Origin of the sequence: Pseudomonas sp. (genome assembly GCF_035277045.1) — a bacterium.
In the GTDB taxonomy this organism is placed as follows: Bacteria; Pseudomonadota; Gammaproteobacteria; order Pseudomonadales; family Pseudomonadaceae; genus Aquipseudomonas.
Genome location: NZ_DATELE010000242.1, coordinates 14,658 through 40,168, shown reverse-complemented (window position 1 = coordinate 40,168; position 25,511 = coordinate 14,658). Strand labels below are relative to the sequence as shown.

Below are 25,511 nucleotides of genomic sequence, written 5' to 3'. Positions count from 1 at the left end.
TGAAGCCGGACCGTGTGCTGGATGCCGTTCGCGTAATCATCAGTCAGCACGATCGGAGCCAGCGTGCCATTCCAGTAGTCCAGGATTACCTGGGTGGGCCGGTTTCCAAGCAGGTCGTGAGGATCGTGCACAGCTACACCGACTACATCAACCGCACGGTCTGGTCGAAATAGCTTAATCCCACCTGTAACCGGCGCCCCTTGCAGGGCGCCGGCCTTAGTTGCCCTCATTCATGTTCATGCTGCCAGACCCTGTGCTGACAATTGGCGTGTCTCCCCGAGGGCGTAAGTCGGGGTGGAGTAGGGCAAATCCAACCTTGGTGTCATGGCCAGAGTGTGATCGGAGATTTTAAGGATGATGAAAAAGCTGGTGGTCATCGGCGGGAGTGGTTTCGTTGGGCGCCACTTTCTCGATGTTCTGAACGGCCTGCCCGACTATGAGGTGGTTTTTGCCATCCATCGAACCGAGCCCGAATGGCTACAGAGTGAGGCTGTGGCCCGAACCCGATTCGACATTGATGATCCTTCTACGCTGCAGCCGGTCCTGACCCAAGGCTGTACAGTGATCAATCTGTTAAGGCCTGATGGAAGCGGCTGGTTCGAGCCCGCGATCGGCAACATTCTCAAGGCCTGCGAGCAGGCTCGAATCAAGCGTTACATTCATGTATCAAGCATCGACGTTTTCGGGGCCGTAGATAACCCTGTAGTTGACGCAGGAACTCCGATCAAGCCAAAAACTCCTTATGAATGCGAGCATGCGGCGGCTGAGGCCTTGGTCCGAGGTACTAGGCAGGCCGTGTTCGAAGTGCTGGTGCTGCGTCTGGGCGCAATCTTTGGAGAAGGCGGACTCAACATAGTCTCGTTTGTAAGCGAAGTGAGCGCGGCGCCGCTATGGAAGCTGGCGCTGAGGCGTCTGCTCTACGGCAAACGACGTATGCATCTGGTCAGCGTCCAGAAAGTTGTTCAAACCTTGGCCTTCGTCGTCAACGTGCCAGTGATTCGTCAAGGTGAAGTCGTGCTTGTTACCGATGACGAGTCGCCGGAAAACAACTTTGGGTATCTCCAAGACGCATTGATGAGGGAATTTGAGCGTCCCGCACTTGGCTATTTACCCCATTTGCCGCTCTCTCTCCTTGGATTGCTGCTACGCGCTCGAGGTGTCAGCAACTCCAATCCCATGCGGCGTTTCAGGGAGCCCCGGTTAGCGGAGTGGCATCAGCCCGAAACTGCGGACTTCAAGCAGCAGCTGCATCGCTATGTGGCGCACTTGAGGAAAGCGGGATGAATATTTTGCTGGTCAATATCTCCCTAGATGCCAAGCTCGGCGGTGGCACCGCCGAGCGTACCCGTCACCTCGCCGTCAATCTGGCAAAGGCCGGTTGTCGGTGCGAAGCAGTCGCAATGACGGGTAATTCCTGGCAGCGGGAGTTTGACGCCCAAGGCGTCAAAAGCTACATCACCGGACGAATCGGTCATCGATTTCCTCTTCCGCTCGTCAATCCATGGCGCGCATGGCGTTCTGTGCGAGCTGCAGACGTAGTCCATATCATGGGCTATTGGAACCTGTTAAGTGTTGCCTACGGTTTTCTGGCAATTATCAGTAGGCGTCCATACATACTTTGTCCCGCCGGAGAGTTCGCCTCGGTCGCCTCGCCGCGGCCAATCATGAAGGTCTTTCACAAAGTCGTTGGTCAGTGGTTGATAAAGTGGGCGTCCGGTTATATTGCAATCACTGATCTCGAGCAGGGTCTAATTGCCGAGGTTGCAAAAACTCCCCCCCGGAACGTGCCGGTCGTTCCCAACGCGGTGTCTGAGCCGACGATGGACCATTCACCACTTACTATTACGGTGCCGGCCGACCCATTCATTTTGTTCATGGGGCGGCTGGCTCCAGTCAAGGGGCCAGATTTTCTGGTGCAGGCGTACATTGACACGCCCTCAGCTCATCGATATCCGCTGGTCATAGCGGGTCCGGATTTTGGAATGCTTGCGCAGCTACAGGCGCAAGTTGATACCGCTGGGCTAACAGAGCGTGTGAGTTTCATTGGGTTTCTTGATGAAGCTCAGCGCACACAGGCTTATCGGCAAGCGATGATGCTGGTTATCCCGTCGCGTTCGGAAGCAATGTCGCTTGTTGCACTGGAAGCCGGTGTCGTTGGGCTTCCAGTCTTGTTGACTGATACCTGCGGTTTCGACCAGATCGAGTCGGTCGGCGGTGGTGTCGTGGTGCCCGCGAGCAGCGAGGGTATAGCCCGAGGTCTGGAAATCATGCTCGACGATCCAGAGGAGCTGGCGATGAAGGGCGAGCGGCTACGTTCTTTCGTCCTGAAGCATTTCACTTGGACAGCTACAGTACGAGCGCTCATCAAACGGTTCGAACGTTTGACAAAGACAGGGTCGCTGGTTGAGTGACCTGCGTAAGGCATTGCGCCGAATCCCGCTGACGGTTTCGGCACAATGCTCTTCATTTAACTGAGGTTGGACCTGGAGGCCGAGCGTGGTTCTCGATAACCTGCAAGCGTCGAGCAGCAGATGAATAGAGTGAATGCATATGGCATCCATACTATCGGCCGCTGATAGATGCTAAGCGCAAACAGTGTGAAAAACAGTAGCGCCCATACCGGTGATTGCGAGTTTGTGGTGATGGCAAATATCAGGCAAAGCATGCCTCCAGCAAAGAGTACCGCCCCGATAAGACCAAAGTCGGTAAACAGGCGGGTAACGACCTGCGATACTCCGCCATATACGACGCTGGAGTCGGCGCCCAAACCGAACAGGATGGTTTTGGTGTCCGCATGCCAATAGCGTTCAAGGAGTTGGTCCATCTCTGGCAACGATCGATTGTTGATCACCTCGACCTGACGCAAATGCTGCTTTTCCATGGCGGCTCGTTCTGCCTGTGCCGCGAGGGCTGCCTGCGCCGCCTGAGCTGCAGCAGCAGCCTCCTCGCGCTCGCGGCTCAGCGCCTGCTCAAGCTCAATGGCTTCTAGTTGTGCAGATTCGCTAGGGCTACTTAGTAAGGCTGGTGCATCCTCAGTCGGAGTTTCGATTTGCTGAGTTGCGCTGGAGATGATAGGGACTTCACGAAGAGGAATATATGGCTTGATCACGCCTAGCACGGTAAGCCCCACCAGTCCCAGCAGGGCCAGAGGCAGTAGATTCAGTAAAGAGCGGGTGTAGACTAGACGGACGAGAAATCCGAGAGTGGCCATTACAACGAACGCCAGCGAGAACGAGAGCGTTCCGCCGATGAACAGGATTGCACTGACGGGGCGGTTCAGGCGAAAGCGGTACCCGGCAAGGAGGAACGCCGATATGGTCCCCACCATTCCTGGTTCGTCATATACGGCGCAAAGGCGATAGAGCTCACCTCCCCAAGGCATTGGCAGGCTATTACCTGAAAGTAGCAAAGCGCCGGGAGTATGAAGATACGACCCCCCTGCGGCTGCCATGGTGGGATTGAGTAATGGAAGCGCCTGGAACTCGATAGGTATGTTCGCGATGGCGCAAATGGATGCGATGATGCCGGGTATCAGGCTCGCTGCGAATATCCAGCTGAAATACTGGATAACTTTCAGTCTTCGCTCGTCGGAGAAGATTGCGAGAGCCAGCATAGTGGGCAACACGAAGTACCACCGTGTTGTCGTTCCATCGACTTTTGGTAGCAGGCTGATATAGATGATAAAGAGGCAGATTAGTCCGAACCCAGCTATTTCTCTGCGCCGAAGCCGATCCCCCAGCAGAAAGGCAAGGACTGCCAAGCCGCCGGCCAGCATGCCAGCCAAGGCCATATGTCGACGCGACTCCCAGAGGAAATAGGGGTTCAACGTGACCCAAACGCACAGAGCAAGTACTGGCGCCAGTACAGCGCCCATATAGGGAGTAAAGCGCGTAACCCTAGCAGTCATCATATCCATAGCTTCCCGCCTGATCGCACTAACTTTAAAAGTTTAGGGGCGACTAGCCGCAAAGCGCCTAAGGCGATTGAGCGGCAGTCCTCGATTGCATCGTTTCCTTACTTACATCTCGACTATGTCTACCCATGCAAAACTAATTCAGGTTTTGGGCCTTGCTTTAACAATCGTGAGTATATAGCTGATCATTTTTCTCGAAAAAATGGAGGAGGGATCTAGCAGCGCGGCTCTCCCCATTCGCCTAATGAATAACCCATAACGGCCTGAGAACCCATGCATAAAACCTGACAGCATCAAGGCATTGGCAACTGCCTTGCGCTTGAAGTTTAGAATCGATTTCGACAAATTGCGGCTATTGTAAAAGCTGTTGATGACTTTTACCGGCTCATCTGCGCGCTGGGCGTTGCAAGGATTGTACGTGGTCGAGCCTGAGTGGATGCGGAAGTCTGCCAGTGGAGTCGGCACACGCATGAAAGGGCCGTGTTGGCAAAGACGAAGGAAGTAGTCCATGTCCGGAATGTTCCGGAGGTCAGTGCTCCATCCTCCCGTGCTCTGCCAGGCGCTTCGACGAAAGAGAGCGCCAGGCCCGGGGAGGCACTGGAAATTGGCGACGAGAAGACGCTCGTCATAGTCCGGAGTCTGGACCGTCCGTACGTGTTTGGAGTCTTCGTCAATCACACAGAAGTCTGGATACGCGAGAACAGCATCTGGTCTTTCGTGCATGCTAGCTACGATGGTTTTGATCGCGTCCCGGTGAAGTAGGTCATCGGCGCTGAGGTAACCCAGAAGTTCACCAGTGCTTTGGGTCCAGCCGTAGTTCATGGCCGCACTCTGGCCCGCATTGGTTTGGCGAAAACGCGTAAACGAGCCGGTATGTCGTGCCAGCAGGTCTGGAGTTTCATCGGTTGAACCGTCATCTACGACGATCAGCTCCAAATTGGGGTAGCTCTGGTTGAGCACGCTATCAATGGCATCCAGCACATATCGCCCGGTATTGTATGTGGGGATAACAATTGAAACTTTGGGCAATGTACTAGGGCTGGCTTCCATGGTTAACCTTTTTTCGAATGTAAAAACGTAGGAACCGTCGTAGAGAGGTGTAATTGGCGGTTGTTCTGAGGGCGAATAGTCGTTTGACGAAATAAATTTGCGCCAAGGATTGGCAGATGCCTCCTAGGCTGTATACCACGGCCAATCCCATGATGACATAAAGTCCCATGGCGACGACTCCCGCAGCAACCATCATGACACCAGTGACCACAGAGATGCGCATCGCTATATGCTGTTTCTGCAGCATCATAAGCACGAAGCCGGCGGTTCCAGCGAAGGTCTGCACGATTTGAGACAAGCCGAGGATAGCAAAGATGTAGTAGGCATCGCTGTATTGCTCTGACCAGACATGGGTCAGTAGGAACTTGCCGAACAGAACGAAGATGAGATAGCCGAATATCGCCAGCGAGATTGCCGCACCCGCGCCGATGCCGAGCACTCGTTGCAAATACCGTTTCTTGTTACGTACCCACAGCCTGCCGATAGAGGGCGCGACAACGGTATTGATTACCGCCAGCGGAATCAGCACCAGCGCTGCGAGACGTGATGCGAGGCCATAGATTGCCAGGCCAGATGTGTCGCCGTAATAGGCGATGATCCACAGATCGGCCTGGGACATGACAAACAGCACGACGGTGGTGGTCAGGTTCGGGCGTGTCTCGCGCAACAAATGTCCATAAGAGACATCAGTGATCGCGCGCGCCTCGAGCTGCGCTCGATACCAGCGGCGCAGACTATATGCACCCAACAGCATGCCGCAGCCTGCGCCCACGACGCCCGCCAGCAGCAACAGGTTCAGGTCAAGCGTGAATGCCCCTCGCCATGCAAGGATCACAGTAGCAGCACTGGCGATGCTGGCACCTGTGGTAAGGAAACTTGCCTGAACAAAATGGCCAATGGCTCGGTGCTGTTCCGCGAGAATGGTGGTCATTGCCGCAAGTACCATGCTGATGGATACCAGCGGCGCCAGCTTATGCAACAGCCCTAGCAGTTCGGCATCCTGATACTGGGAAAGCACGTGCATGAAAAAGTTGAAGCCGACGGCAAGGCTGGCAGTGGAGAGTAGGGCGATCGCTAAGGTTCGCCGCACCACCTGTTTGACCTGCCCGCCGTCTCGGTGACCTTGAGCGGTGGAGATGCCGGCTGGGGCTGTGATGCTCAAACCCAACTGGCCCATCGTGGCCAGCGCTGCAATGATCGATTGTGCCAGGAAGAACAATCCAACTGACTCTTGCGCCATCGTCAGGGGAATGATAATCCCTGTCAAAGCACCAGTGCCAAGCAGCAAAAACCGGCCAACGACGGCGGCGATGCTGGCGGCTACGGGGGAGGTCAGCGCGTTGTTGATTTTATTTGTGCCCATGGCGGGATGGCATTCACCTGTTCTAAATTCGGCATGGATTCTGTTTTGTTTTCTCAGAGCTGTCCATCACTGACTTCAATCGGGTCTGGATGACAAATGCGTAGTGGCCAATGAATGTCGTGCTGTCTTTTGCATGGCAATCGAGTGTTGTGTCAGGCTGGACGAGTCGCCCGGCGCCGCTTGCTGTATCCGAGGGTGGACGTGATAGGCTAGCTCGCTCTGCAAACCCCGCTTAACCGTCAGAAATGCCGTACCAACGCGTCAGAAAAGCCCTGCCTACAGGCAGAGGCACGATAAGGATAATCAACCGCAGTCTGGGAGTTGCTGACTCATAATGAAAGTTCTGTTAACCGGGGCTACTGGTTTTGTAGGCCGCGCGGTGTTGGATGTCTTGAGCCGCTCAGAAGGCGTGCGGGTTGTTGTCGCTCTGCGCAAGGCAGCGAGTGACTTGCCAGCCGGTGTCGAAACCTATTCGATTTACGACTTGACCGATGACCAGAGCTCTCGCCTTAGCGCGCATGCTCCGGATGTGGTGGTGCATTGTGCCTCCCGAGTCCACGTAATGAACGATACAGCGGCGGACCCCCTTGCCGAATTTCGCAGGGTCAACGTTGACGGCACGATCGCTCTGGCCCGCGCCGCTCGCGCTGCTGGCGCCAAGCGTTTTATCTTCATTAGCTCCATCAAGGTCAATGGCGAGGGGACTTTGGCTGGCGCACCCTACCGAGCAGACGACACGCCAAAGCCCACCGATCCATACGGCGTCTCTAAGCTGGAGGCGGAAGAGGGTTTGCTTGCGCTGGCGCGCGAGACCGGGTTGGAGGTCGTGATCATCCGGCCGGTGCTGGTTTATGGTCCTGGGGTCAAGGCAAACTTCCAAAGCATGATGCGCTGGCTACAACGCGGTATTCCGCTGCCATTTGGCGCGATCAACAATCGCCGGAGTCTCGTAGCGCTGGATAATCTTGTGGATCTTGTGATGACTTGTATCGAACACCCCGCAGCTGCTAATCAGGTATTCCTGGTCAGCGACGGGGACGACATGTCCACCACCGATCTGCTGCGACGCATGGGCCATGCCTTGGGCAAGCCTGCCAGGTTGATACCGGTGCCTGCCCAGCTCCTGCAAGCCGGTGCCCGCTTTCTCGGCAAAGGGGCATTGTCGCAGCGGCTTTGTGGCTCGCTTCAGGTGGATATTGAGAAAACCCGCAGGCTGCTTGGCTGGAAGCCACCTGTCAGCACCGACGTTGCGCTAAGGGCGGCCGCCCGACACTTTCAGGAAAATGACAAGCGATGATTCAGTGGTGGCTGGTTCCGATTGTATTGTTCATTTCACTTCTGATGACGGCTGCATTACGCCGCTACGCATTGGCGAGAAGCATCATTGATGTGCCAAATGCACGCAGTTCCCACACAGTGCCGACGCCTCGGGGGGGAGGGGTCGCGATTGTGCTGGCTTTTCTCGCTGCGCTAGCATGTCTTGCCGCCTTCTACTCCAGCCTCGACATGTTGATAGCGCTTGGTGGTGCCGGTGCGTTGACTGCGATACTGGGCTTCATGGATGACCACGGTCACATTGCCGCGCGCTGGCGGCTGCTAGGGCATTTTACTGCCGCCGCCTGGTTGCTGGCCTGGATCGGCGGCCTGCCGACGCTGACCTTTTTCGGCTGGTCGGTCGATTTGGGATGGGTCGGTGGCCTGCTTGCCGCAGTTTATCTAGTATGGTTATTGAACCTCTACAATTTCATGGATGGAATTGACGGTATCGCGAGTGTTGAGGCGATCACGGCATGCTTGGGGGCTTGTCTTCTGTACTGGATAGGTGGTTTCGAAAACTATATTGCGTTGCCCCTGCTGCTTGCTGCAGCGGTCGCCGGGTTCCTTTTCTGGAACTTCCCTCCTGCACGGATTTTCATGGGGGATGCAGGCAGTGGCTTTCTGGGTATCGTATTAGGTGGTTTATCGCTTCAGGCGGCATGGCTTTCATCTCAGCTGTTCTGGTGCTGGCTGATTTTGCTAGGGGTATTTATTGTCGACGCCACATATACCTTGATTCGTAGGCTGATGCGGGGTGATAAGGTGTACGAAGCACACCGCAGTCATGCGTACCAGTTCGCTTCACGTATGTATGGTCGGCATCTGCCCGTTACCCTTGCTGTCGTAGCCTTGAATTTGTTGTGGCTGCTACCGGTAGCGATGTGCGTTCTCTTGCTAGGCCTAGATGGCGTAGCAGGGGTTCTGCTGGCATATCTGCCATTGGTGGCGCTGGCGGTACGCTTCCGTGCAGGCAGTCTCGAATAGTCGCACAGTGGCGAAATGAGTGATCAGGCATTGCTGTTTTTTCAGGAACGTTAAGAGGCTCTATGGACAAAGTGCGCGCAAAACTGCTTGGCTTGCCTCGTCGGCATAAACGTATTCTTCAAGTGCTGACAGACGTCGTGCTCGTGTGGATCGCGCTGTGGCTGGCATTCGTAGTTCGGTTGGGTATTGACGAGATGGCCAACCCGATTCTCGATCACACATGGTTGTTTCTTTGTGCACCCGGTGTGGCCATTCCTCTTTTTGTCCGCTTTGGCTTGTACAGGGCGGTAATGCGCTACTTTGGCAATGATGCGCTCATCACGATCATCAAGGCGGTTACCCTATCGGCTCTAATTTTAGGCTTCATTATTTACTGGGCCAGTAATCATCAAAACGTGGTGCCGCGCTCGATTACTTTCAACTATTGGTGGTTGAGCTTGATCATGGTTGGCGGCCTCCGATTGGCCATGCGGCAGTTCTTCTTGGGGGATTGGTTCTCCGCAGCTCAGCATGTGCCTTTTGCCAGCCGAGACAACGGTCTCCCCAAGGTTGCCATTTATGGTGCAGGCGCAGCCGGCAATCAGTTGGTAGCGGCATTGCGCATGGGCAAGGTAATGCGGCCTGTCGCTTTCATTGACGACGACAGAAGCATCACCGACCGGGTCATATCTGGCTTGCAGGTCTACAAGCCAAGCCAGATACAACGAATGCTCGATGTCACTGGAGCAGAAGAATTGCTGTTGGCGTTGCCGTCCATTAGCCGCGTACGCCGCCGAGAGATACTGAATTTTCTCGAATCATACCCGCTGCATGTGCGAAGCATTCCAGGTTTCATGGATCTGGCGAGTGGTCGAGTCAAAGTCGATGACTTGCAAGAAGTAGAAATCGCCGATTTGCTTGGCCGCGATTCAGTGCCCGCTCAGGAAGACCTTCTGGCTCGTTGCGTGTTGGGTCAGGTCGTATTGGTAACCGGGGCGGGAGGCTCAATCGGCTCGGAGCTCTGTCGTCAGATCCTGACACTCAAGCCCAAGGTGCTGCTGCTCTTGGAGCATAGTGAGTTCAACCTTTACAGCATCCTTTCGGAGCTCGAGCGGCGACTTAAGCGTGAAGCACTTTCAACGCAAGTTCTGCCTATCCTGGGGTCAGTCCGAAATCCTGCCCAACTGCTTGATGTCATGTCCACTTGGCATGTCGACACTGTATACCATGCTGCCGCTTACAAGCATGTACCAATGGTCGAGCACAACATCGCAGAAGGCATACTTAATAACGTTATCGGTACCTTGAATACGGCGCAGGCGGCGCTACAGGCGGGAGTTTCTAACTTCGTACTGATCTCCACTGACAAAGCTGTACGACCAACCAATGTTATGGGCAGCACTAAGCGTCTGGCTGAAATGGTCCTGCAAGGCCTAAGCCGTGAAGTTGCACCGATCTTGTTTGGTGAGCAAGGCAGAGTTTCGCAGGTGAACAAAACGCGCTTTACCATGGTTCGCTTCGGTAACGTCCTGGGGTCATCTGGCTCTGTCATACCCCTGTTTCATAAGCAAATCAAGGAGGGTGGGCCAGTCACTGTTACCCACCCGAAAATCACGCGTTATTTCATGACCATTCCGGAGGCCGCGCAGCTGGTAATCCAGGCCGGTTCGATGGGGCAAGGCGGTGACGTCTTCGTGCTTGACATGGGTGAGCCAGTTAGAATCGTCGAATTGGCTGAGAAAATGATTCATCTGTCAGGTCTCAGCGTCAGATCCGATAAGAGCCCCCATGGTGATATTGCCATTGAGTTTACCGGCCTGCGACCGGGCGAGAAGCTTTATGAAGAACTTCTGATTGGTGACAACGTTCTTGCTACGCGGCATCCAATGATTATGAGCGCGCAAGAAGACTACATGCCGTGGGAGCAGTTAAAAGAACATCTTTCAGCCTTGCATGTGGCATTAACGGTTGACGACTATCAACGGGTTCGGCAATTGCTCCGCGAAGTGGTTAGTGGCTACAAGCCGGACGGCGAGATTGTAGACTGGATCTACCAGCAAAGGCGTCTTGAGCCTTGATAGGTGCGAAAAATTGCGGAGGAAAATACGGAGCTCCCAAAGATTTCGAGGAGCTCCAGAAGTCTTGGTGAACTGCGTCCAGCCGTGGGGCGCCAGACACAAGGGCTTGCCCTTGCGGTCGCGCTGGACGAGCTGCTCGGCAGGGTCCACGGTCAGGTTCATGGTCACATTGATGAGGTGCAGCGGGCCGGCGGTCTCGGTGACGTAGTAGGTGTCCAGGGCAATGTCATCGCCGGGCAGCGGCTCGGTGACGCTCAGGCCCTTGGCATCGCTGGCCCCTGAGAAACGCCGGCCATTGGACGCGCCCAGGTAGGCTCGGGTGAGGCGCGACGCATAGAAGGTGTGCAGCGAGGACAGATTGAGAAACCCGACAAACCTGCCTGCCACCCAGATGAGCATCAGGGCCAGCGCGCCCAGCACCCACAGCCTTGAGGCATAGGGCAATGCCAGCCTTTAGCGGGATCAGGCGCGTGCGCCTGATCAGGTTTCCGTGAAGTTCACCAAAGGCTTAACCTACGGAGATATGATATATGTTTTTGGACTATTGTTGAAGGCGGCCTATTAGGTTTGCGTCGTACCTTCGAATAACGTCAGTCCGGGCGTTGAATACAACATGGCCTGCAGGGATGCTTTTGTTTACAAAGCTGCCTGCTCCGACAATGACATTATTTCCAAGCTCAAGGTTGTCAGAAATGATGCACGAGTGCGCATGAACTCGTACGCCATGGCCTATAACAAGGTTGGTATCTTCGTGTTGGCCTTTGATGCCGATAGTGCAGTTCTGCCATATTTTGAAGTTGTTACCTATTTTGGCATGTGACGTGATTACAATTCCCGTAGGGTGAGCGATCCACAAACCCTCACCGATTGTGGCACCCAACATGATTTCCACATTATATTTACGGCTTATCTTCTCGTTGAGCATCTTGGCTCGACGCCTCCAAAACTTATTCCCTTGCCCGTGCAGTACATAAGCAAGGCGAAACCAGAAGATGTAACGATATCTATTGTTTCTTTTGTATTTTTGAAAAATGCGTTTCCATTTGAATGGCTTGTCAAGGCTGCCAATGATTTCGATATGCCAATAACGCTTAACGGAGTATAGGATGTCAATTATTTCTGGGGTTCTTTTCTCTTGATGGCTGGTTCTTGCTTGGGTCGAGAGAATAATTCCGATTGGTAGCCAGAAAATCATCCAATAGACGCCGGGACGATTTAGGACTGTATGATAATTAAACATAGCGGTAACAATGCAAAATATGAGTAGCGGTAAGCCTGTCTGTGCTAGCGGAATTCGCCAGTGGCGTCTATCCAGCGACTGGCAGAATGTACTCAGCAGCATAGCAATCATCAATGCAATGCCGATGACACCATACTCATAGAAGAACTGCAAAAACAAGTTATGAGCTTGAGAGAAGCACTGGTCGCTGGTAAGGCATATTTCAAAGCGCTGGCCTGCACCGGCACCAACTATGCCAAATTCCTCAATTCGTTCAAGCCACTCTTTCCAAATTACATCTCTAAGACTCAATCCCCGTGAGTATTGATCTTCAAGTACTGGGCGCAACTCGATTGCAACGGCCAGTGTTAAGGCTGCCGCTACAATGAGCCACTTTTTCGTTCTGTGACTGTGGTGGAGTACAGCAGTGACACATAACGCTAGACCATATCCGAGCCAAACCCCGCGGGCGAATGTGCAATAAACATATAGCGATAAGCCTATTATGCATGCGCTGAAAAGGAGGTTTTTGCTGCGAGGATGGGGTTTGGTGAGTAATTGTGCGAACCCATAGACACCGAAAAATCCATAGTATAGTGCTGCGACGACAGGGTTCTTGAAGTCGGCAAAATCTTTGTAGCCCAAACTATATAGGCGGAAGTCACTCAGGAATATGTTGCTGTCCTGTACCGTTGCTTGCACAATGATGCTGGATATGGCTGTTATTCCGGACAGGACGAAGAGAATATTAAGGCATGCCTCCATTATCCCTTTTCTGATTAGTAGGCTAATACTGGCAAGATACAATATTACATATAAAGCTTTTTTTAGCTGGAGGGAGGCTGAGTTTTCCGAATTGCTGTTGGTCGTGGCTATGAGAACTGTGAAGGCTAGCATTAGCCCTACATACAGATATTTTCGGCTGATCAGGCTCTTGCGTAATGGCCTGTCAAAAATACAGAGAATCAATGCGGGTATGAAAAATGTGGCGTTGGAAATGGTTGTATGGCGACTACCGTCAGTTATGAACAGCATTCCGGCAATGTGTGCGATAAATCCGAGTGGTAAAATCATGAATATCAAGCGTAGCAATAAATTACCTTGGTAGGTCATGGTAAATCCAGTTGCAAAGTTAATATCAATTATGATAGCTCGCGTGAATCCGCATGGCGTACCGTTTCTCGAGCGCGCCGCCTAGCTCATCGCTGTATTGAGGTCGTACTCCTCACACGACTACTGACACTGTATGCGCAGGTTTGTCTCTACCTCCAGCAGATCAGCCTTAGCTGATTTTCTTCACATCGCGCCATTACCACTAGAAAGCGAAGCTGCGAACCTAGGCAAGTGATCCTGCCTCGGAAGTAAAAAACTCAGTTAATACGGGGGTTTAGGCGTGATGTCAATCTATGGTAGGGGCGGCGAACACACCAATGTATGGTATGAAACAAGCTGTCCTTAACACCGATAGTGCAAGCCAGCGGGGCCATCTTGTCAGCAACATGGTAATGCCGACAAGCACCATTGCTCCGATAAAACGGGCGAGATTCTTCGGCCAGGCACACATTGCGGCAGCATTTCCCGCATTGCGTGCAGGGATATACTCACCAGCGTGGAGTTTGGCTGGAATGGGCATCTCGTTGCCTTCCCCGGGTAGAGAGGGAGTTTGGCAGGGGAGAGCGAGAGATTAGGTCGTGCTGTGGCGAGTTGAGAACTGTAGGGCGGAACCCGGCGTGAGACCGCGGCATAGCGACATTGATGTGCACGCCCTTGCGCAGCGATAAATAGCCCCGTGCAGCGGCGGTTCAACGATCGCCATGACAAGCATTGTTGCACTGAAAACCATCGACCGGACTTTACTGAGATCGGTCCTGCCGATCCCTGTCTGGTTGACCGGCATGACGCTGACAGCGCTGGCCCATGCGAGCTACAGGCAGCTCGACCAGACCATGCGCATGCTGGGCGCGTAGTGCGTGCCTACTCATGGGCGCTCCCCCTGTGTGAACAACATGGAGCAGAGCGGTTGGTGCGGCCTTTACTGATGCTCGTCATTAATCGAAAGCGGACCATGAGATCGCTGAACGTGCTGGCCGTTGCATTCCTGGCAGGCAGCGGCAACCAAGGCCGCTACGCCAAGGGCTGGAATCGGGGTGGGACTTTGCATGACGTGAGCCTTCGGGAGTGGGCCTTTTCTACCGATGCCAACCGGTTGGCGACCAGTGCGGATTTTGTGCATGAATATATTCCCGAAGTGCCAGATGACGGGCTGTGGCTTATGAGTGGGTTGATTGAAAAGTGTTTGGCTGATTCTTCGTGTAATTTTGCTGTGGAGAGTTTGAATGTTCGGGGGAGGTTGAATTTGTATTGGGGTTAGTGAGGAGATTTTGTTGGGTTATGAAGGAGCAATCGGGGAGGGGCAGTTGGGTGCAGGTAAAAGTCTTGCATGTCTGGTTTTAATAGGTGAGGGCTTCGGGGGCGCAAGCGGCCTCAGAGTTGAAAGAGTCCTGTGGGTATATCGGGATGCAGGGGGCGGTGTTCCCTGCGGACGTTGCGGGGGCTGATGGTTTGTTGGCCCGGCGAGGGCTCTGCCCTCGATCGCGGGACTAGCCCGCTCCCACAGGGCCCGGCTATGCCGGGCCGTGAGGTATGAGCAATAGATAGAAAACAGTTGCTTCCACATTAGGGAGGTGGAGGCGGGAGGGGGGGAGGGGTGCGGTCGGGGGTTGTATATTCATATTGCTGACTTATGTGCGCTTTTTTTCCTGTTGCTGTCAGAACTATTCAACTATTTGTCGCTCGGCAAAGCTTATTCCTACAATAAAGCGTTATAAATAGTAATTCAGATTAATTTGGTAACTATTCCCACTGAAACCGGGCTTTTCTAATGCCCCGCAACCAGATAGCTTTCCTCTCGGCAACTTCGGAATAACTGCCTGACTATCCAACTTCACAGGAGTGAACACCATGCGCAATACCGTCTTCTCATACCTCTTGCTGCCGCTCTTTGCCAGCATTGCCTTCTCAGCAGGAGCAGCCCCAACCGCAGCACCCTCCACCATGGCCGATACCATGATGGCCGCCCCTCACATGTCCACCCAGGCCCCACGCCTAAACCTGAACCAAGCCGACGCCCCCACCCTGCAAACCCACCTCAACGGCATCGGCAAATCCAAAGCCGAGGCCATCGTCGCCTACCGCGAAGCCCATGGCCCGTTCGCCTCGATAGACGAGCTCCTGGAAATCAAAGGCATCGGCAGCGCTCTCCTCGAACGCAACCGCGACAAACTCACGCTCGAGTAACAAAAGTCCCCCAGCCGACCCGGAGGAGCGGGTCGGCTGCCATCGGACATTTACCTGTCCTTGGCTTCCTTGGCATCCATCTCCACGTTCCGCTCCCGGATTTTCCTCTTCTGCTCTTCCGTCAACGGCAGCTCCTTGGCCGTATCACGCAACAGCAACAACCCGCCCACAATCGATCCAAGGGCAACCAGCAATATCAACCATGCGTACCAGGGCATTCTTGTTCTCCCAAGCGACTCTAGTGTCGCTGTCATGCTTTCGAGCGGAGCCCGAATTCATTGGTTCCATTATAGGACTGGGCCTGCACGCGGCCAATTGCGGCGGGTCAAAGGGCCCACGGGGGGCGTTACATCGTTTACAATGCGCGCCGTTTTCGACTTGCCAAGAGACCCTGACCATGTCCGCCTGCCAGACGCCCCTGATCGTTGCCCTGGATTTTCCTACCCGTGACGCCGCCCTGCGGCTGGCCGATCAGCTCGACCCTGCGTTGTGCCGGGTCAAGGTAGGCAAAGAACTGTTCACCAGCAGCGCCTCGGGTATCGTCGAGACGCTGTGCGAGAAGGGCTTCGAGGTGTTTCTCGACCTCAAGTTTCACGACATCCCCAACACCACGGCGATGGCGGTGAAGGCTGCGGCGGAGATGGGCGTGTGGATGGTCAATGTGCACTGCTCCGGTGGCCTGCGCATGATGGCGGCGTGCCGTGAGGTGCTGGCCAAGCGCAGCGGCGCGCAGCCGCTGCTGATCGGTGTGACCGTGCTGACCAGCATGGAGCGCGAGGACCTGGCGGGCATCGGCCTGGACATCGAGCCGCAGGAACAGGTGCTGCGCCTGGCGGCACTGGCTGAAAAAGCCGGGATGGACGGCCTGGTGTGCTCGGCTCTCGAGGCGCCTGCGCTGAAGGCGGCGCATCCGTCGCTGCAGCTGGTCACGCCGGGGATTCGTCCGGCGGGCAGTGCCCAGGACGACCAGCGCCGTATCCTGACGCCGCGCCAGGCGCTGGATGCGGGTTCGGATTATCTGGTGATCGGGCGTCCGATCAGCCAGGCGGCCAATCCGGCCGAGGCGCTGGCGGCGGTGGTGGCTGAAATTCGCGGCTGAGCCGCCGCGAACCACAATGACTCTGGGGCGTCGGCGCCCCTTTGTGGTGCATTGCTCACGGCAGGTGGATAGCGTTTTGCCTGTTGCCCGAGAGCGCGTATTATTGCGCGCTTTGACCTGAAAGTACCTTGCCTGCGTATCGAAGTTTCCGCCTTGACGTGGGCTTGCGCGTGGCGATGCGACTTCAGGTTTCAAACAATCCTCAGGTGAAGTTCACCGACCTGCCAGATTCGAAATGGCCAGGTATGCCGGCTGTCCGCGAGATAGGAAGGCACCCGAAGAGTTCTAAAGGAATGGGTTTTGATTAAGCGTAGACAGGTTGCAATTGTTGGTTGTTCTTTCCGTTTTCCCGGTTCCACTACCAGCAGCTTCTGGCAGAACCTGATCACCGGGCAAAACCTGGTGACTCAGGTGGATGCTTCCCGCTGGGAACATGCCGAATTCCTGCATCCGGACAAAGCCAACCCTGGCACCACCTACACTTTCGCCTCTGGCACGCTGGGTGACATCAGCGCGTTCGATGCGAGCTTCTTCAACATCTCGCCGCGCGAAGCGGCGGTGATGGACCCGCAACAGCGCATGCTGCTGGAAATGTGCTGGGAAACCTTCGAGAACGCCGGGGTCAAGCCGTCGAGCCTGCGTGGCAGCAACTGTGGCGTGTACCTGGGTATCGCGGCGGTCGAGCAGGCCTACCGTCTGGTGGACGACCTGGCGTCGATCGATGCATCGACCGCCACTGGCAACACCATGAGCATCGCGGCCAACCGGTTGTCGTTCTTCTACGACCTGCGTGGCCCGAGCATGGCGATCGACACGGCGTGCTCGTCGTCGCTGGTGGCGTTCCACCAGGCGTGCAGCGCGATCCTTAGTGGCGATATCGACCAGGCGGTGACCGGTGGTATCAGCCTGCACATGCACCCGTTTGGTTTCATGATCTTCGCCAAGGCGTCGATGCTGTCGCGTACCGGTGCCTGCCATTCGTTCGATGAGAGCGGCGATGGCTACGCGCGCTCCGAGGGTGGCGGCCTGTTCATGCTCAAGGACTACGACCAGGCGGTGGCCGATGGCAACCCGATCCTGGCGGTGGTCGCGGCGAGCGCGGTCAACACCGATGGCCGCAAGTCGAGCCTGACCTTGCCTAACGCCGAGGCGCAGGCCGACCTGCTGCGCGGCGCCTACGCCAAGGCCGGGATCGATCCTGCGCAGCTCGACTACCTGGAAGCGCATGGTACGGGGACGGCGGTCGGTGACCCGATCGAGACCCGTGCGATTGGCGAGGCCTTGGGCCGGGCCCGTGGGCCGGGCAATCCGCTGCCGATCGGCTCGATCAAGAGCAACCTGGGTCACCTGGAAGCTGCCTCGGGCGTTGCGGGCCTGATGAAGGCGCTCAATTGCCTGGCCGAGCGCGAGGTGCCGGCCACCATCGGCATCAATGAACTCAATCCGGGCATCGCCTTTGACGACCTGAATCTGCAGGTGGTGACCGAGACGCGCGCGCTCAAGCCCGAAGGGCAGCTGACCGTCGGGGTCAACTCCTTCGGCTTCGGTGGCGCGAATGCCCACGTCATTCTGCAAAGCGCCGAGCCTGCGGTGGCCTCCGCAGCGCAGCCAGGCGCGCAACCGCTGCCGCTGATGCTTAGCGCGAAGACGCCGGAAGGCTTGCGCGCGACGGCCGAAGCCTTTGCCGAATACCTGGCGATGCACCCAGAGGCCAGTTACTACGATGTGGCCTACCAGGCCATGTTCCGCCGTGACAGCCATTCGCACCGGTTGCTGCTGATCGAGTCCGACCCGCTCAAGGCCGCGCAGGCGCTGGCGGACTATGCCCAGGACCCGAGCCTGAGCGAGCTGAGTTCGGTGCTCGAAGCGGGCACCGGGCTGGACAGCGCCAAGGGCCCGGTCTTTGTCTATTCCGGCAACGGCTCCCAGTGGCAAGGCATGGGCGCGGCGATGCTCGGCAACCCGGTGTTCGACGCGGCCATCGCCGAAGTCGATGCCTTGTTCCAGCCGCTGGCAGGCTATTCGCTGCGGGCTGAATTGCTGGGCGACAACGGTGAAGACCGTTACGTGCGCACCGAAATCGCCCAACCGGCGCTGTTCGCCTTGCAGGTCGCGGTCACCCGCGTGCTGGCGGCGCAGGGCTGGCAGCCGGCGGCGGTGGTTGGCCACAGCGTTGGCGAAGTCGCTGCCGCCTGGGCGAGCGGTGCCTTGAGCCTGGAAGACGCGGTGCAGGTGATTTTCCACCGCAGCCGTCTGCAGGGCCTGACGCGTGGCAACGGCAAGATGGCCGCCGTTGGCCTGTCCGGTGAGGCGACCGCCGCGGTGCTGGTCGAGCTTGGCCTGGACAGCCAGTTGGTCGTGGCGGGCGAGAACAGCGGGCGAGGGGCCACGGTAGCCGGCCCGGTCGACGCGCTTGCTGAACTGGAAGCGGCACTGACCGAGCGCCAGGTGTTCGTGCGCCGGCTCGACCTGGACTATGCCTTCCACTCGCCGGCGATGAACCCGATCGAGGCGCAGGTGATTGCCGACCTGGCGCACATCCGCCCGCGCACGGGCAATATTCCGTTCTATTCCACCGTGGTGGGCGGGGCGCTGGATGGCCAGCGTCTGGACAGCCAGTACTGGTGGCAGAACATTCGTTTCCCGGTGCTGTTCCAGGGCGCGCTGGACGCGCTGGTGCGCCTGGACTTCAACCTGTTTGTCGAAGTCGGCCCGCACCCGATCCTGCGCTCCTACGTGACCGACGCGCTGAACGAGCACCAGGCGACTGGCCAGGTGATCGCCACGCTGCTGCGCAAGGACCACAGCCCGCAGCTGCTGGCGCGTTGCGCGGCCAAGTTGCTGATCGCTGGCGCCGAACCGGACTGGCAAGCCTGCTTCCCGGTGACGGGCGCCAGCGTGCGCCTGCCCAACTACGCCTGGCAGCGTGACCGCTTCGAGCTGCCGGTCAGCGCCGAGTCGTTTGGCGTGCTGCAGCGCGGGCGCGTGCATCCGTTGCTCGGTTACCCGTTGGCCGACCGTGCGCTGACCTGGGAAAACCGCCTCGATACGCAGCTGTTCCCGACCCTGGCCGACCACAAGGTCGGCGAGTCGGTGCTGTTCCCCGGCGCGGGCTTCACCGAGCTGGCACTGGCTACGGCGCTGTTGCACCAGCCGGGCGAGTTCGTCGACATCGAGGAGCTGGAGATTCACAACCCGCTGCTGCTCGGCAGCGAAGGCAGCAAGAAGGTCCGCGTGAGCATCGAGGAGGCCGATGGCACCCTGCGCATCACCTCGCGCAGCCTGGCCCAGCGTGAAGAGTGGGTGCAGCACGTGGTCGCGCGCCTGCCGGGCGAAGCCCGCGGCGTGTTGCTGGGCGGCCGTGCGCCGGCCTTGCCGCAGCGCCCCGCGGACTTCAGCGGCGAACAGCACCTGGCACTGACCACCGCGGTCGGCCTGAACTACGGCCCGGCTTATCAGGCGGTGGCCGCCGTGTGGGTTGAGCCTGCCTGCATCCTCGCCGAGCTGGCCGTTCCCCCGGCCATTTGTGAGGAGCTGGCCTCCCTGCACCTGCATCCGGCCTTGCTCGACGGTGCCTTCCAGCTGATCACCGAATTGCTCGCAAGCCAGCCGAGCAGCAACAAGGGCCTGGCATTTATCCCGGTCAAGTTCGGGCGTATCGCGTTCACCAAGGCCGGCGGCGTACCGTGCCTGGCCGAGGTCCGCCAGCTCAAGCGCACCGAGCATTCCTTGCTGGTCGATTTCACCTTGTTCGATGCCGCCGGCAATGCCGTGCTGGCGATCAAGGACGCCCGTTTCCGTGGTGTGCGCCTGCAGCGTGACCGCTCTGGCGACATCAAGCGCATGGGCCATGTCGGCATCGCCGCGCCGGGGCAGGCCGTGCCGGTGCGCCGCGAGGCGGCCAAGGGCACGCCGCTGGCCGATCACCTGCAAGGCTTGCAGGACGAACCGGCGCAAACGCGTTACCTCAACGAGGTCGAGCCGTTGCTCGATGCCTTGTGCTCAAGCTTCGTGCTCGACCTGGTCGAGCGCAGCGGTGGCAAGCTCACGGCCGGGCAGATTGCCCAGTGGTCGCGGCAGGAGGCGGTGCCGGGCGAGTTCCTGGCCACCTTGCTGCGCCATGGCGAAGAGGACGGCTCGCTGGTGCGCGCTGCCGATGGCAGCTGGCAGGCCGCTGACCACGGTGAGCGCCCGGCGTCGGAGGCGATCTGGCAAGAGCTGTTCCAGAGCTACCCGGAATACTTCCAGGTGATTCATACGGTCGGGCGGATCGGCAGTCACCTGGCGCAGTTGCTGGACGGCAGCCAACGCCTCGAGCAGCTGATGCCGCGTGAAACCAGCGGTGCCAGCCTGTCGCGCCTGGTGCTCGGCGCCGCGGGCCAGCAGCGCCTGCTGGCCGGTGTGCGCCAGTCGATCACCCAGCGCCTGGCCGGTCTGGCCGGCGGGCAGCGCCTGCGCGTGCTGGAGCTGGGCTTCGGCGGCGTGTCCTTCATCGAGTCGCTATACGCGGGCATCGATTTCGACCGTGTCGACTACAGCTATTGCGTGCAGGAGCCGGAACTCGCCCAGATGCTGCGCGATGACTGCCCGGCGCTGGACGTGCTCGGCTTCGACCAGCTGGCCGACGCGGGCGGGTTCGACTGGGTGCTGGTGCCGACCGATCTCGCGGCCCTGGACAGCCTCGGCGAGACCCTGCGCCGCGCCGCCAACCAGCTCAACCCGCATGGGCAGCTGGCCTTGCTGGCGCAGTATCCGGCGCGCTGGGCCGACTTTGTGTTCGGCGCCGACGCCGGCTGGTGGCTCGCAGGGCCGGAGCAGGCCTTGTCGCGTCAGCAGCGTCCGTCGTTCTGGGCCCATGAGCTGCAACGCCATGGCCTGACCGCCGGGCGCACGCTGGAAGCCTTGCCGGGCCATGGCTGTGGCAGCTACCTGATGCTCGCCGACAAGCCGGCGGCCTTCGACGCCACCACGCCCGATGTTGCCGTGCAGCACTGGGCATTGCTGGCCGAAGCGGGGCAGGGCATTGCCGGTCACCTGGCCGCGCTGCTGCGCGAGCAAGGCCAGCAGGTCAGCCTGTTGGTGCCGGGTGATGCCCAGGCGCTGGCGCAGCAGATCACCGCGCTTGAGCGCACCCCGCAACATATTCTGCACCTGGCCGGTTTCGAGGCAGGCCAGGGCCTGGACGGGCAGGGCGAGCGCTGCATGCAGGCCGCGATGCTGGTGCGTGCCTGCGAGACGCTGGCCATCGCCCCGCAATGCTGGCTGCTGACCCGTGGCGCGGCCACGCACCTGTATGCCGCCGATACCGCCGAGGGCGTCGATGCCATCGCCGACGCCGCGCTATGGGGCTTCGGCCGCACGTTGGCGAACGAATCGGCGAGCTGCGTGATCCGTCTGCTGGACATCGCCCTCGACGCCCCGGTGGATACCGCTGTCGCGGCGCTGCTGCATGCCGACAGCGAGACCGAGCTTGCGATCGACGCGCAGGGCCAGCGTTTCGTGCCGCGCCTGCGCATCCTGCAGGACCAGGCCCAGGTCACCGACGTCGCCGACCAGCGCATCAGCCTCGGCTTCGACTTGCCCGGCCAGTTGCGCAACCTGCGCTGGGAAGTGCGCGAGCCGCGCCTGCCCGCGGCGGACGAGCTGGACATCGCCGTGCGCGCCACCGGGCTCAACTTCCGTGACGTGATGTTCGCCCTGGGGCTGCTGTCGGACGAGGCCATCGAAAACGGCTTCTCCGGCCCGACCCTGGGCTTCGAATTCGCCGGCGTGGTGCAAGGCAAGGGCGCCGAGGTGACGGGCGATTTCGCCCCGGGTGACCGCGTGGTCGGCTTCGGCCCGTGCAGCTTCGCCAACCGCCTGGTCACCAACGCCAACGCCGTCGCGCGCATTCCGGACGGCATGTCGTTCGAGGCCGCGGCGACCATTCCTAGCACCTTCTTCACCGTGTACTACGCGCTGCATTACCTGGCGCGCCTGGAGCCGGGCGAGAAGGTGCTGATCCACGGCGCGGCCGGCGGCGTGGGCATCGCGGCGATCCAGGTCGCCAAGTGGTGCGGCGCCGAGATCTACGCCACCGCCGGCAGCGACGAGAAGCGCGACTTCCTGCGCCTGCTGGGCGTCGACAAGGTGTTCGATTCCCGATCGCTGGCCTATGCAGACGAGATCCTCGCCATGACCGGCGGGCGCGGCGTCGACGTGGTGCTCAACTCCCTGGCGGGCGAGGCGATCAACCGCAACCTGCGGGTGCTCAAGCCGTTCGGCCGGTTCCTCGAGCTGGGCAAGCGCGACTTCTACCAGAACACCCGCATCGGCCTGCGCCCGTTCCGTAACAACATCAGCTACTTCGGCATCGATGCCGACCAGCTGATGAGCGAGCGCCCAGACCTGACGCGCCGCCTGTTCGGGCAAATGATGGGACTGTTCGAAGAGGGCATCCTGCACCCGCTGCCGTTCCGCGAGTTCGACGCCAACCAAGTGGTCGAGGCCTTCCGCTACATGCAGCAGGCGCGGCAGATCGGCAAGATCGTCGTCACCTACGGCAACCCGATCGAGCAGGTGGTCGAGACCCGTCAGCAGCCCGTGCAAGCGCTGGCGCTGGATGGCGACGCGACCTACCTGGTCACCGGCGGCCTGGGCGGCTTCGGCCTGCGCACGGCCCAGTGGCTGGTCGACAAGGGTGCGCGTCACCTGGTCCTGCTCAGCCGCCGTGGCGCGGCCAGTGTCGAGGCGCAGCCAAGCCTCGCGGCATGGCAGGCCCAAGGCATCGATGTGCAGGCCGTGGCCTGTGACATCAGCGACGCGCAGCAACTGGCGAACGTGTTCACGCGCCTCGCCGCCGGCCCGCACCCGCTGCGCGGCCTGGTGCATGCCGCGACCGTGATCGAAGACAGCCTGGTGCGCAACCTGGATGCCGAGCAGCTGGCGCGCGTGCTCCAGCCCAAGGCCAAGGGCGCGCAGCACCTGCACGAACTGACCCGTGGCCTGGCGCTGGACTTCTTCGTGATGTTCTCCTCGGCCACCACCTTGTTCGGCAACCCTGGCCAGGCCAGCTACGTCGCCGCCAACCACTGGCTCGAGGCGCTCGCGCGTCATCGTCGCAGCCAAGGGCTGGCAGCCACCGCCGTGCTCTGGGGCGCGATCGACGACGTCGGCTTCCTGGCCCGCAACGAGCAAATCAAGGACGCCTTGCAAAGCCGCATGGGCGGTGCTGCGCTGCGCGCCGAGGTTGCGCTGTCCCAGCTCGAGCGCATGCTGCTCGAAGGCGACGACGGCATCGGCGTGCTGGAACTTGAATGGAAGGCCTTGTCGCGCTTCCTGCCGAGCGCCGCGACGCCGCGCTTCGTCGAGCTGGTCCGCACCCTGGGCGGCCATCAGGATGACGACAGCGACGTCGAGGACATCCAGCGCATGCTCGCCGAGCTTGATGATGAGCAGCTGCACGAGCGCGTTGTCGAGCTGCTCAAGCATGAAGTCTGCGAAATCATCCGCCTGCCGGCGGCGCGCCTGGACGCCCAGCGCCCGCTGCAGGAGATGGGACTCGATTCCCTGATGAGCGTGGAGCTCGTGGTTGCCCTGGAAGAGCGCTTCGGCATTCGCCTGCCGGTGATGGAGCTCAGCGAGAACTCCAGCATCGACAAGCTCAGCGTGCGCATCATCGACCTGCTGCGCAGCGACGGTGGCGACAGCGAAGCCCCGGCGACCGCCGCCGTGGCCCAGAGCGTGCTGGCGCGCCATGGCAGCGAGCTGAGCCAGGAAGCGGTGGCCGAGCTCACCGCGGAACTGGCGGACGGCCGTGCGGCTCCAAGCCGTTTGATCGAATGAACCTGACCGAGTAGACACCCGATGACTGCAAAGACGCCCACCGGCCTGAACGCCGGCACCAAGCAACGGCTGATCCAGCAAGCGCTGGCCCGCCGTCGCAACGACGCGGGCGACGCGGCCGACGGCGCGACCCTGGAGCAAGCGCAGCAGGTCGCCCTGAAGGTGCCCGAAGCGCACTACCGCTTTGACCAGCACCCTGGCTATCAGCAGTTGTGCCTGTTGCAGCAGAGTGCCGAGCGCCTGGGGTTGGCGAACCCGTTCTTTCGGTTGCATGAAGGCACCGCGAGTGCCGAGACCCGCATCGGCGGGCAGGAGTATCTGAACTTCGCCAGCTACAACTACCTCGGGTACTCAGGTCACCCGACCGTGGCCGAAGCCGCCAAGGCCGCGATCGACCGCTACGGCACCTCTGTGTCGGCCAGCCGCCCCGTGTCTGGCGACCGCCCGCTGCACCGCGAGCTCGAGCGTGAGCTGGCCGACCTGTATGAAGTCGATGATGCCGTGGTGTTTGTCAGTGGCCATGCCACCAACGTCACCACCATCGGCTACCTGTTCGGGCCGCGCGACCTGGTGCTGCATGATGAGCTGATCCATAACAGCGTGCTGCAAGGCATTCAGTTGTCCGGCGCGCGTCGCCTGAGCTTCGCGCACAACGACTGGCAGGCGCTGGACCGCATTCTGGGAGAGCAGCGCCCGCATTTCGAGCGCGTGCTGGTGGTGGTGGAAGGCATCTACAGCATGGATGGCGACTACCCGGACCTGCCGCGGTTTGTCGAGCTCAAGCGCAAGCACAAAGTCTTCCTGATGGTGGATGAAGCGCATTCGCTGGGGGTGATGGGCGCGACCGGCAAAGGCATTCGCGAGCATTTCGGGCTGGCGGGTGATGACGTGGACATCTGGATGGGAACGCTGAGCAAGACCCTCGCCAGTTGTGGTGGGTACATTGCTGGCAGTGTCGCGCTGGTGGAGCATCTGAAGTTTCTGGCGCCGGGGTTCCTGTATAGCGTTGGGATTCCGCCGGCCACGACCGCGTCTGCGCTGGCGGCGTTGCGGTCCATGTTGCGGGAGCCCGAGCGGGTGAAGGCGGTGCAGGAGCGTGGGGCGTTGTTCCTGGGGCTGGCTAAGGCGGCGGGGCTGGATACAGCGACCAGTACCGGGTTGGCGGTGATTCCGGTGATTACCGGGAGTTCGTTCAAGGCTGGGCGGTTGTCGAGTGCGCTGTTCGAGCGCGGGATCAATGCGCAGCCGATTTTGTATCCCGCGGTGCCGGAACATGCGGCGCGGGTGCGTTTTTTTGTTTCTTGCGAGCATAGCGAGGAGCAGATTCGGCGGACGGTGGAGATTGTGGCGGAGGAGGTTGCCAGGCTGGGGTGAGGCGGTGGTGCTTG

General features: G+C 59.1%; 17 protein-coding genes and 1 pseudogene. 12 read left to right on the top strand and 6 right to left on the bottom strand.

The window, feature by feature from the left end; translation table 11 throughout:
* The 3 genes and pseudogenes from VJS90_RS13920 to VJS90_RS13910 form a co-directional block, all read left to right on the top strand.
* Window positions 1–173, top strand: a pseudogene (locus VJS90_RS13920) (UDP-N-acetylglucosamine 2-epimerase (non-hydrolyzing)); the annotation flags it as partial.
* Between the two features lie 181 nt (window positions 174–354).
* Window positions 355–1,284, top strand: coding sequence for an NAD(P)-dependent oxidoreductase (locus VJS90_RS13915; RefSeq protein ID WP_324122225.1), 930 nt, complete (start codon window positions 355–357; stop codon window positions 1,282–1,284).
* Window positions 1,281–2,411, top strand: coding sequence for a glycosyltransferase (locus VJS90_RS13910; protein WP_324122224.1), 1,131 nt, complete (start codon window positions 1,281–1,283; stop codon window positions 2,409–2,411). The genes VJS90_RS13915 and VJS90_RS13910 overlap by 4 nt, the downstream gene beginning before the upstream one ends.
* A 56-nt stretch (window positions 2,412–2,467) precedes the next feature.
* On the opposite strand, the gene VJS90_RS13905 is transcribed toward VJS90_RS13910, so the two are convergent.
* The 3 genes from VJS90_RS13905 to VJS90_RS13895 all read right to left on the bottom strand — a co-directional run bounded on the left by VJS90_RS13905 (window position 2,468) and on the right by VJS90_RS13895 (window position 6,326).
* Entirely contained in the window at window positions 2,468–3,916 is a 1,449-nt protein-coding gene (locus VJS90_RS13905; protein ID WP_324122223.1) for a hypothetical protein, read from the bottom strand.
* A 138-nt stretch (window positions 3,917–4,054) separates the two neighbouring features.
* On the bottom strand, window positions 4,055–4,963 hold the full coding sequence (locus tag VJS90_RS13900; protein ID WP_324122222.1) for a glycosyltransferase: 909 nt from the start codon (window positions 4,961–4,963) through the stop codon (window positions 4,055–4,057).
* Entirely contained in the window at window positions 4,947–6,326 is a 1,380-nt protein-coding gene (locus VJS90_RS13895) for a lipopolysaccharide biosynthesis protein (RefSeq protein ID WP_324122221.1), read from the bottom strand. Before VJS90_RS13895 ends, VJS90_RS13900 begins: the two co-directional genes overlap by 17 nt.
* A 334-nt stretch (window positions 6,327–6,660) precedes the next feature.
* Here VJS90_RS13895 and VJS90_RS13890 point away from each other — a divergent pair, with 334 nt between their 5' ends.
* The 3 genes from VJS90_RS13890 to VJS90_RS13880 all read left to right on the top strand — a co-directional run bounded on the left by VJS90_RS13890 (window position 6,661) and on the right by VJS90_RS13880 (window position 10,684).
* Window positions 6,661–7,623 carry an SDR family oxidoreductase gene (locus tag VJS90_RS13890; RefSeq protein WP_324122220.1) on the top strand — a complete coding sequence of 321 codons (963 nt, stop codon included), beginning with the start codon at window positions 6,661–6,663 and terminating at the stop codon, window positions 7,621–7,623.
* Entirely contained in the window at window positions 7,620–8,627 is a 1,008-nt protein-coding gene (locus VJS90_RS13885) for a glycosyltransferase family 4 protein (RefSeq protein WP_324122219.1), read from the top strand. Before VJS90_RS13890 ends, VJS90_RS13885 begins: the two co-directional genes overlap by 4 nt.
* Before the next feature lie 62 nt (window positions 8,628–8,689).
* Window positions 8,690–10,684 carry a nucleoside-diphosphate sugar epimerase/dehydratase gene (locus VJS90_RS13880; RefSeq protein WP_324122218.1) on the top strand — a complete coding sequence of 665 codons (1,995 nt, stop codon included), beginning with the start codon at window positions 8,690–8,692 and terminating at the stop codon, window positions 10,682–10,684.
* Here VJS90_RS13880 and VJS90_RS13875 read toward each other — a convergent pair.
* Window positions 10,568–11,128 (bottom strand): hypothetical protein, encoded by a 561-nt coding sequence (locus tag VJS90_RS13875; RefSeq protein WP_324122217.1) that lies wholly within the window; start codon window positions 11,126–11,128, stop codon window positions 10,568–10,570. The two genes, VJS90_RS13880 and VJS90_RS13875, sit on opposite strands and share 117 nt — an antisense overlap.
* 97 nt (window positions 11,129–11,225) lie before the next feature.
* Window positions 11,226–13,016: an O-antigen ligase family protein gene (locus tag VJS90_RS13870; RefSeq protein ID WP_324122216.1), complete on the bottom strand. Its 1,791-nt coding sequence runs from the start codon at window positions 13,014–13,016 to the stop codon at window positions 11,226–11,228.
* A 701-nt stretch (window positions 13,017–13,717) separates the two neighbouring features.
* On the opposite strand from VJS90_RS13870, the gene VJS90_RS13865 reads away from it, so the two are divergent.
* From VJS90_RS13865 to VJS90_RS13855, 3 genes are all read left to right on the top strand, one after another.
* Window positions 13,718–13,870, top strand: a complete 153-nt coding sequence (locus tag VJS90_RS13865; protein WP_324122215.1) for a hypothetical protein — start codon at window positions 13,718–13,720, stop codon at window positions 13,868–13,870.
* Window positions 13,871–13,968: 98 nt separating this feature from the next.
* Window positions 13,969–14,274, top strand: coding sequence for a hypothetical protein (locus VJS90_RS13860; RefSeq protein ID WP_324122214.1), 306 nt, complete (start codon window positions 13,969–13,971; stop codon window positions 14,272–14,274).
* Between the two features lie 590 nt (window positions 14,275–14,864).
* A complete protein-coding gene (locus tag VJS90_RS13855; protein WP_324122213.1) occupies window positions 14,865–15,200 on the top strand; it encodes a ComEA family DNA-binding protein in 336 nt (111 codons plus the stop codon).
* 50 nt (window positions 15,201–15,250) lie between these two features.
* On the opposite strand, the gene VJS90_RS13850 is transcribed toward VJS90_RS13855, so the two are convergent.
* Window positions 15,251–15,418: a DUF2897 family protein gene (locus VJS90_RS13850; protein WP_324122212.1), complete on the bottom strand. Its 168-nt coding sequence runs from the start codon at window positions 15,416–15,418 to the stop codon at window positions 15,251–15,253.
* Window positions 15,419–15,597: 179 nt separating this feature from the next.
* Between VJS90_RS13850 and pyrF the strand changes: the two genes are divergently transcribed.
* The 3 genes from pyrF (at window position 15,598) to VJS90_RS13835 (ending at window position 25,497) form a co-directional block, all read left to right on the top strand.
* Complete coding sequence (gene pyrF, locus VJS90_RS13845) at window positions 15,598–16,299, top strand: orotidine-5'-phosphate decarboxylase (protein WP_324122211.1); 702 nt, start codon at window positions 15,598–15,600, stop codon at window positions 16,297–16,299.
* Between the two features lie 300 nt (window positions 16,300–16,599).
* Window positions 16,600–24,123, top strand: coding sequence for an SDR family NAD(P)-dependent oxidoreductase (locus VJS90_RS13840; RefSeq protein ID WP_324122210.1), 7,524 nt, complete (start codon window positions 16,600–16,602; stop codon window positions 24,121–24,123).
* A 21-nt stretch (window positions 24,124–24,144) separates the two neighbouring features.
* Window positions 24,145–25,497, top strand: a complete 1,353-nt coding sequence (locus VJS90_RS13835; protein WP_324122209.1) for an aminotransferase class I/II-fold pyridoxal phosphate-dependent enzyme — start codon at window positions 24,145–24,147, stop codon at window positions 25,495–25,497.
* Window positions 25,498–25,511: the final 14 nt, after the last annotated feature.